8 protein-coding genes are annotated in these 8,426 nt (G+C 72.2%); 7 read left to right on the forward strand and 1 reads right to left on the reverse strand.

Annotated features, from left to right (window positions below):
• The first annotated feature begins 13 nt into the window (after positions 1-13).
• The gene (locus E1284_RS16185) at positions 14-808 is read left to right on the forward strand and encodes an enoyl-CoA hydratase/isomerase family protein (RefSeq protein ID WP_131939916.1); all 795 of its coding nucleotides are present in this window, start codon (positions 14-16) and stop codon (positions 806-808) included.
• A 343-nt stretch (positions 809-1,151) separates the two neighbouring features.
• Complete coding sequence (locus E1284_RS16190) at positions 1,152-2,243, forward strand: DUF6183 family protein (protein WP_131939917.1); 1,092 nt, start codon at positions 1,152-1,154, stop codon at positions 2,241-2,243.
• Here the strand turns inward: E1284_RS16190 and E1284_RS41530 are convergent.
• On the reverse strand, positions 2,235-2,705 hold the full coding sequence (locus tag E1284_RS41530; RefSeq protein ID WP_243714517.1) for a YcxB family protein: 471 nt from the start codon (positions 2,703-2,705) through the stop codon (positions 2,235-2,237). The two genes, E1284_RS16190 and E1284_RS41530, sit on opposite strands and share 9 nt — an antisense overlap.
• Here E1284_RS41530 and E1284_RS43845 point away from each other — a divergent pair.
• The 5 genes from E1284_RS43845 (at position 2,698) to E1284_RS16215 (ending at position 8,159) form a co-directional block, all read left to right on the forward strand.
• Positions 2,698-3,012, forward strand: coding sequence for an SDR family oxidoreductase (locus E1284_RS43845; RefSeq protein ID WP_341770398.1), 315 nt, complete (start codon positions 2,698-2,700; stop codon positions 3,010-3,012). The two genes, E1284_RS41530 and E1284_RS43845, sit on opposite strands and share 8 nt — an antisense overlap.
• Before the next feature lie 99 nt (positions 3,013-3,111).
• Positions 3,112-3,972, forward strand: a complete 861-nt coding sequence (locus E1284_RS16200; protein WP_131939918.1) for a hypothetical protein — start codon at positions 3,112-3,114, stop codon at positions 3,970-3,972.
• Positions 3,891-4,757 (forward strand): glutamate ABC transporter substrate-binding protein, encoded by an 867-nt coding sequence (locus E1284_RS16205; RefSeq protein WP_243714518.1) that lies wholly within the window; start codon positions 3,891-3,893, stop codon positions 4,755-4,757. Before E1284_RS16200 ends, E1284_RS16205 begins: the two co-directional genes overlap by 82 nt.
• A 10-nt stretch (positions 4,758-4,767) precedes the next feature.
• Positions 4,768-6,942: a proline dehydrogenase family protein gene (locus E1284_RS16210; RefSeq protein ID WP_131939919.1), complete on the forward strand. Its 2,175-nt coding sequence runs from the start codon at positions 4,768-4,770 to the stop codon at positions 6,940-6,942.
• A gap of 50 nt (positions 6,943-6,992) precedes the next feature.
• A complete protein-coding gene (locus E1284_RS16215) occupies positions 6,993-8,159 on the forward strand; it encodes an ABC transporter substrate-binding protein (protein ID WP_243714519.1) in 1,167 nt (388 codons plus the stop codon).
• Positions 8,160-8,426 lie beyond the last annotated feature (267 nt).

An 8,426-nucleotide genomic window follows, 5' to 3' on the forward strand; every position in this document is an offset into this window, starting at 1 on the left:
ACCGGGAAGAGGCATGTACGAGACGATCATCTACGCGGTGGACGAGCGGATCGCCCGCATCACGCTGAACCGCCCCGAAGCGCGCAACTCGCTCAGCGACCAGATGATCGACGAACTCCTGGACGCCTTCGACCGCGCGAAGGCCGACCCCGACGTCCGCGTCATCGTCTTGACCGGTGCGGGCGACAGGGCCTTCTGCGCCGGCGCCGACCTGGGCGGCCTGGGCAGGGCCCAAGCAGACGGCCGCCCCCTGGCCGACGCCTCCGCCATCCGCGAGAGCGCCCCGTACCGCCTGTTCACGGCCTTTCCCCGGCTGGGCAAGCCGATCATCGCCCGGCTGGCCGGCCACGCCGTCGCCGGCGGCCTCGGCCTCGCCGCCGCCTGCGACCTGGTGATCGCCGCCGACGACGTCAAGCTCGCCACCCCCGAGGTCAACGTCGGCCTCTGGCCCATGATGATCATGGCGATCATCAACCGGAACGTCGCCCCGAAGCACGCCTTCAAGCTCTACTACACGGGCTCCCGCATCACGGCCGCCGAGGGCCGCGACATCGGCCTGGTCACCGAGGTCGTCCCGCGCGCCGACCTGGACGCCCGCGTGGACGACCTGGCCCGCGTGATCGCGTCCAAGAGCCCCGTGGGCCTGAGCCGGGGCCGCGACGCCTTCTTCGCCATCGAGGGCCGCCCACTGGAAGACCAGGTCGCCCACCTCCTCGGCGAACTGGTGACCCTGAGCGCCACCGAAGACGCCAAGGAAGGCATAACGGCCTTCCTGGAGAACCGCCCCCCGAACTTCCAGGGCCGCTGACCCCTCACCCGGTCCGGAGATCGAACTCGGCCGTGGCGAGGCGCAGCAGGTCCCGCACATGGCGGCCCCGCAGCGGGCCGGGAGCCGCCAGAAGCGCATGCACCTCTTCGTCCCAAGCGGCGGCCTCCAAGGACGGCCCGCCCGGCGGCGGTCTCAGCCGAATCCGAACCATCCGCCGGATCGAGCGAGGCGATGCGGACCTCGGTGTGGCCGCGTTCGGCCAGGGCCTCGGCTCCGCGGTTCGCGGCCTCCTCGTCCGGTAGGAGCATCCGGTACACGGTGGCATGGCGCGGGACGTGAAACACGTGGGGCACGTTGGTCCCGGCGTGTGACACTGGCGGGCGTGGAGGTCGGGGAAGCGGTTCGGCGGATGGGGCTGGCGGACGACTACCGGCATCGGCACTGGGGCCGGGCGGTCAAGGTCACCGACGGCACCGTCCAGAAGGCGGAGCCGGCGTGGCTTGAAGCGCTGCTCCGGGCGCTTCTGGAGGTGACGGCGCCGACGTACCCGATGCGGTACGGGTTCGAGGTCGCGTTGCGGCGGCTGGCGTCCGCGCCTGGTGGTGTGGACCGGACGGCCGCCGTTTGCAGCCTCGCGGTCGAGGGCAAGGCGTGGGGCGATGTGCGGTACGCGTTGCCCGAGGTGGCCGGGTGGCTTGCTTGTGCGCAGCCGGCGGAACATCTGCTTGCGGCCGTTGTCGATGCGGATACAGCGGATGAACTCGCTGCTTGCCTGCTTCAGGAAACTGCGCTGCGGCATGATGCGACGGCTGCCTCGGGGTTCGCCGCGCGGCTCAAGGCTGCCGGGCATCCGCTCGGGGGTATGCCGCTGCGTCCGATGGCCGCCGAACGTGAGCATCGGTTGCTTCGGTATCCGGATCGGTTGCAGCCCGTCTGGGGCCGCGATGGTGAAGGCGCTGCGGCCGTGCCCGGGTCGGCTGGCTTGGACGTCACGGTGTCGGAGGTTGGCTGCGCCGATGCCCGGCGGGCGCTCAGCGCCTATCGCGAATGGCCGCCGGGAGGGGAGGTCAGGCTTTTCCAGTTGGACCGTCCTCTTGGCACCGATGAATTCGGTGCCTCACTTTTGCGTGCGCTTCCGGCGGAGAGTGCCGGGCCTACGGTGACGCGTGTGCGGCGGGCGGGTACTGCCGATGTGCTGCGGACGCTCTTCTACGGGGCCGCCGGCGGGGGCGCATACGGGCCTGGCATGCATGGTGCGTACGGGCGTGTGGCCTCGTGGGAGTCGCTCGCCGTTTTGGCGGGTGTGGAGGAGAACGACCTCGCCGCCATTGAGCCGGCCGCTGATCGGTGCGAGTGGCTTTCCTATACCTCGGACTGGTATTTGCACGTCGCCCCGTCCATGGACGTGGGCATCGCCGGTCTGCGTTTTGACCGGCAGACGGTCGTCATCCTGGCCATCACGGACTCAGACTGACAGTCGGGCGCTGAGAAGCCCGTCGATCTCCGCCTGCTGATCGGCGTCGAAGGCACCCCTGGGGAGGAATGCGGCCGGATATTTGCTCTGGTAGAGGAGCCAGAACTCCTCGGTCGTCATGACCTTGGAGAACATCGACCAGCGCATCATGGTCGTGGACGTGTCCGTGTGGCATTCGTAGCCGTCGTCCGTAATCCGCACCGTCGTGGGGACGCAGAGGAACGCGAACTGGTGCCGGACCCGCCTGCGCAACCAGAAGGACCCCGCAAGCGGCCCCAAGACCGATCCCACCAGCAGAGCGACGGCCAGACCCGCATCGCCGACGGCGAAGCAGACCGCCGCACCCACGATCAGTACTGACGCCACGACCGCGTAGATGGCGTTGAGCTGGCTTCTGAGGCCGCGCTGGAAGGCCCGTGCCACCTCGTCCGGGGCGGGTTCGTATCTGATGGTGATGTCCACAACGCCGCCTTCGTCCGAGTGTCGATCATCATCCTCAGGCCCGCCCGCCCCCGCAACCTCCGGACGGCGTCCGCGCCTCGGGCGGCGAGGCCACGCGTCCTCGCGCCGCCGATGCGCGAGGGGCCGTCCCGCATCGTGGGACGAACTGGAACCGCAGATCCTGGCCGAGTACGCACCGAACCCGAGCGGACGCCTAGGCACCGAGGATGACATCGCCGCAGCGGCCGCCTTCCTCGCCAGTCCCTTGGCCGGCTACATCAACGGAATCGATCTGCGCGTGGACGGCGGCATCACGTCGGTCGCGTGAGCGAAAGGAGGCCGGTGGACGATCTTGCCTGGGCCGGCGGATTCCCCTAAGACTGAACGTCTGCCCCCGGAGCCCCCGGCGAAGGAGAAGAACCGAGCCGTGCCCTCCAAGCTCTTAGGTCTCCGTACCGTCGCGGGCCGCGTCCGGGCCCTGGCCGCTCTGGTGCTGGTGGCGCTCGCCGTGCTGCTCACCGTGACGCTCATGGGAGTCGGGGACGCGCGGGAGGGGCTGCGCGCGCTGGGCCACCGGGAAGGCCCCATGGTGGTCGCCACCAGTGACATGTACCTCGCGCTCGGCGCTATGGACGCGCAGGTCACGAACGTGCTGCTCACCGGCGGTGAGGACGGCTGGCTGTGCGACCCGGAACAGGGCTGCGAGCGGTACGCCTACGACATCCGCCGCGAGGACGCCCAGCGGGCCGCGTTGCAGGCCGCTCTGCTCGCCCGCGAGGACCCGGAGCGGCTGCGGACCGTCCAGGCGGTGCTGGACGGGTTGCACGCCTATGACCAGAACGTCCAGGCGGCGATGGAGTCCGGGCGGCGGCGGGACGGCCCCGTCGGGGCGCTGCCGCCGGAGGGCGTCCGGCGGTACCGGGCCGCGACCGACCTGATGACGCGGAACCTGCTGCCGAAGGCGTACAACCTGACCCTGGACGGCGCGGCCGACGTCGACACCGCCTACCGGGACGAGCGCGCGGCCGTCCGAGCGGGCCGGTTCCGGGTGCTGGGCGCCGGGGTCGCGCTGCTGGCCGCGCTCGCGGGCCTGCAGGTGTACCTGGCTGCCACCCGTCGCGGCGCTGGCCATCGCCGCCCTGGTCGTGGCCGGGGTGTGGCCGCGCCTGTCGGAGTACCGCTGAGACCGAGAGACGGGAGCCGCACGTGCAGCACGCCGCCCGCAGCATGCTCACCCTCACCGCGACGGCCGTCCTCGCCGGGCCGGCCGTGCTGGTCCTGGTGGTGACCGTGGTGACGGCGCCGCTGGTGGAGGGCGCCGGCGCGCCGCCGTCGATCACCGACCGCGACCGCCTGGTGATCGGGGTCAAGGACGACCAGCCGGGCCTGTCCCAGCGCGCCCGCGACGGCTCGTGCGCGGGCTTCGACGTCGACGTCGCGACCTACGTGGCGGGCCGCCTCGGCGTCGCGCCGAAGGACCTGACGTTCCGTGCGCTCTCCTCGGACGAGCGCGAGAACGCCCTGCGCCGCGGCACGGTCGACATGGTGGTCGCGACCTACTCCATCACGCCCGAACGCAAGGACCGGGTCACGTTCGCCGGGCCGTACTACGTCGCGCCCCAGGACATCCTCGTCCGGCAGGGGGAGCGCTCGATCCGGACCGTGCGCGATTTGCGCGGCAAGAAGCTCTGCCAGGTCGCGGGGTCCAACTCCTGGCGCCGCGTGACCGAGGAGCGCAAGGTCGACGCCACGCTCGTCCCGGCCGGTTCCTACGCCGCCTGCGTCGAGGCGCTCGCCGCCGGACGCCTGGACGCCGTGTCCACCGACGACCTGATCCTCGCCGGGTTCGCCGCGACCCCCGGCTCGCGCGTCGCCGTCGTCAACGCGCCGTTCTCGGACGAGCGGTACGGCATCGGCCTCCCCGAGGGCGACCTGGAGGGCTGCCGCGCCATCAACCGCATCCTGACCGGCATGTACCAGAACGGCGCCGCCGAAACCCTCCTCGGCCAGTGGTTCACCACATCGGGCCTCGACACGACCATCACCGTCCCCCAATTCGAGGGCTGTTCCTGAGGACGCCGCGATGCCCGATCCCGATCCCCGGTTCGGGGAACTCGGCGAGGCCGAACGCCGGCTCGTCGAAGCCGCCGCCACCGGCGCCTGGGCCGACGTCCGAGCCGGAAGGGCGGAGGCCGACCGCGTGGTTCGCGCCGACCTGCTGGCCGAGCTGCTGACGGGCGAGCGGGCGCCGGAGGGGCGGCGGCCGAGGGCGGTGAAGCTGCGCGGCGCGCGCATCGCCGGCGCGCTCGACCTGGAGGCCGCCGAGCTGGCGTGCCCGCTGCTCCTGGACGGCTGCGGCTTCGATGCGGAGATCGTCCTCAGCGAGGCGAGCGCCCCGTCCGTGCGCCTGCCCGGCTGCCGCGCCCCCGCGCTCATCGCCGACCAGCTGCGGATCACCGGGAACCTGGAGCTGAACCGGGGTTTCACGGCCGCGTGGATCCACCTCGCGGGCGCCGACATCGGTGGAACCGCGGACCTCAGCGATGCCGTGCTGCCCGCCCCCGGCGCAGCCGCGCTCGTCGCGGACGGCCTCACCGTCGCCCAGGACATGGTGTGCCGGAACCTGACCGCCCAGGGGGAGGTCCGCCTGCGGGGCGCTCACGTGCGCGGCGTCCTGACCTTCGACGGCGCGACCCTCGCCAACCCCGGCGGACGAGCATTCACCGGCGACGGGTTCACCGTCGACCAGTCGATGCACTGCCGGGACGGTTTCACCGCCCACGGCGAAGTGCACCTGCGCGGAGCCGTCATCAACGGCACCCTGGCCCTGGACGGAGCCCGCCTGGACGCCCCCGGCGCCGACGCGCTGGCCGCCGCGCGCCTCACGGTCGGCCAGGACGTCTTCTGCCGCGGGCTGTCGGCCGGCGGGGAAGTGAGGCTCCCGGGTGCGCGCATCGGCGGCCGGCTCGATCTGACCCGCGCGCACCTGACCGATCCGGGCGCCGCCGCGCTCACAGCCGACCGCATCGCCGTCGACGATGGTGTGCTGGCCGAGGGCCTGACGTCCGACGGGGAGATCCGCCTCAAGGGCGCCCGTGTCGGCGGGACGCTGGTCTTGGCGGGGGCCCGCCTGTCCGCCCCGGGTGCACGGGCGCTGAACGCCGAAGGGCTCACCGTCGACCAGGACGTGGACGCGACCGGCGGCTTCCGCGCCGAGGGCGAGGTCCGGCTCGTCCGTGCCCGGATCGGCGGCGCGCTGAACCTCGACGACGCCGTCCTCGCCAACCCCGGCGGCCAGGCGCTGACCGCCGACTCGCTCACGATCGAGCAGTCCGCGTACTGCCGCCGATTGTCGGCCGAGGGGGAGATCCGCCTCGTCGGGGCCGGGATCGGCGGAGTGGCCGACTTCAGCGGAGCCCGGCTCGCCGGCCCGGAACGGCGCGCACTGTACGCGGTGCGGCTCAGTGTCGGCGGTGACCTGATGTGCCGCAGAGGGTTCACCGCCGAAGGCGGACTCCAGTTGCCGGGTGCTCGCGTGGGCGGGCAGATCGACCTGACCGACGCCGTCCTCACCGGGGCCCGCCACCAGGCGCTCGACCTGACGGCGGCGACCGCGCAGGCGCTCATCCTGCGTCCCCGGCAGGTCCCCGAAGGCATCGTCAACCTCACCGGCACCCAGGTCGGAGCCTACGAGGACGACCATCGAACGTGGCCCGCGACGCTCCTGCTGCGGGGCTTCACCTACGGCACCCTGACCGGCGAGGCGGACGTCCGGGCGCGGCTCCGCTGGGCGTCCCGCCACCGCGGCGGCTACACCCCGCAGATCTACGACCAGCTCGCCGCCGCCTACCGCCGCACCGGACACGAGGTGACCGCCCGGCGGGTGGCCGTCGCCAAGCAGTGGCAGCGCCGGACGGTGCTCAGCCCGCCCGGCAAGCTGGTCAACTGGCTGCTCTACCTGACCGTCGGCTACGGCTACCGGACCTGGCTCGCCGCCCTGTGGCTGGCGGCCCTCGTCGCCCTCGGCACCCAGCTCTTCGCCCCCGATCAGATGACGGAGGCCGCGACCACGGCCCCGCCCTTCAACGCGCTCGGCTACACCCTGGACGTCCTGCTCCCCATCGGCGATCTGGGCCAGCAGAAAGCATGGCGACCCGACGGCGCCGCCCGGTACTGGTCGTGGGCCTTCATAGCGGCCGGCTGGATCCTGAGCACAGCGGTGGTGGCCGGCCTGACCGGCGTCCTCAAACGCAACTAGCCCAGTGAGGCGGTCGCCGTGCGCAGCTCGTCCACACGCCCTGGCCGGCCGTGCACGCGCTCGACCGCCACACCGCGGGACACCTGCGAGCGTCCGCCCCCGTGGGCGATCATGTGCGTATGCGCATCGGGGTGAGCAGAGGACGGCCTGATGGGTCGCCCGTCCGGATCGGTGCTCTCGTTCCGCTGACCCGTCCCGGCTGGGTCGCGGCGGGCCGGCACCTGCTCGCCGGACTCGAACTGGCCGTCCGCGAAGTCAACGACGCCGGCGCCGGAAGACCACTCGAACTGGTGGTCCGGGACACGGCGGCCGACCCGCGGCGGGCCGCGGCGGCCGTGGAGGAACTGGCCGGGCTGGGCGTGGCCGCCTTGGCGGGGGAGTACCACAGCGTCGTCGCCCGAGCCGCCGCCGCCAAGGCCGACGCTCTCGGTCTGCCGTTCCTCTGCTCGTCGGCGGTTCTCGACGCGCTCACCGAACGGCCGACGGAATGGGTCGCGCGCCTCGCCCCGGCGCAGTCCCGCGGCTGGAGGGCCTATGCCGACTTCCTTCTCGATGCGGGCCACAGAAGAATCGCCGTGGCAGCCCAGCCGAGCGTCTACTGGGCATCGGGAACCCGCATTCTGCGGGACCATCTCGCTCCACGCGGCGGCACCCTAATCGAACTGGCCGTGGGGGCGCTCACTCCCACGGCCATGTGCGCCGAACTCGCCGAAAGCCGCGCCACGGCCCTCCTGCTTCTGGTCGGCCACCCGGAACCGGCAGTGTCGATCGTCAGGACCGTCCGCCGCGACCGGCGCCTTGCCGATGTTCTGATCGGCGCCCCGGCCGGGCAACCGGAGTTCGCCGAATGGACGACGCTGCTCGGCGGCGACGGCACCGCGGTCCCGTTCTTGCGCTATATGCCCGACCGCCTCACCCCACTTGGCGTCCGAGTCGAGGCGGCCCTCCGCGAGCGGCTGGCCGAAGCGCCGTCGTTCGTCGCCTTCGAGGGCTACGACGCGGTCACCGTCCTCGCCGGCATATTGCGGTCACACGGCACGGACCGGACGCGCATCGCCGAAGCCTGGCCGCACGTCGCAGTCGAAGGCACCCGCGGACGCATTCAGTTCTCCCGGGTGCCCGCCATCAGCGTCCGCCAATGGACGTGGGCGCCGATCCAAGTCGTCGACCGAGACCCGGCGAACCCCGACCACCTCCGAATCCTGCACACGGCCTGAGCCCCCACACCATCACCGGCCTGCCGCACGGCAGCCGGACTCAGCCCCGCCCAGACCTCGGCCGCTGTTGAGGCCGTCCACCCGGCTGCGTTGACCTGCGGCGTGTTGTTGGTATGAGCGCGTCGAAAGCAACAACACGCCGCAGATCAACGAGGTGGCGGGTCGCCCGGGCTGTCGGGGCTGACCGGTTTTGATGCGCTCGAGCTGCTCGGCCCTCCTGAAAGTGGAGTTCCGGTGGGCGGGGTGAGGTTCGCGCGGGCGCGGGAA

The organism is Actinomadura bangladeshensis, from assembly GCF_004348335.1.
GTDB classification, from domain to species: domain Bacteria; phylum Actinomycetota; class Actinomycetes; order Streptosporangiales; family Streptosporangiaceae; genus Spirillospora; species Spirillospora bangladeshensis.

Bases quoted from the DNA above. Each gene is read 5' to 3' on its own strand.
- E1284_RS16185 (WP_131939916.1), top strand. From the start codon at position 14: ATGTACGAGACGATCATCTACGCGGTGGACGAGCGGATCGCCCGCATC.
- E1284_RS43845 (WP_341770398.1), top strand. From the start codon at position 2,698: ATGTCCACAACGCCGCCTTCGTCCGAGTGTCGATCATCATCCTCAGGC.
- E1284_RS16210 (WP_131939919.1), top strand. From the start codon at position 4,768: ATGCCCGATCCCGATCCCCGGTTCGGGGAACTCGGCGAGGCCGAACGC.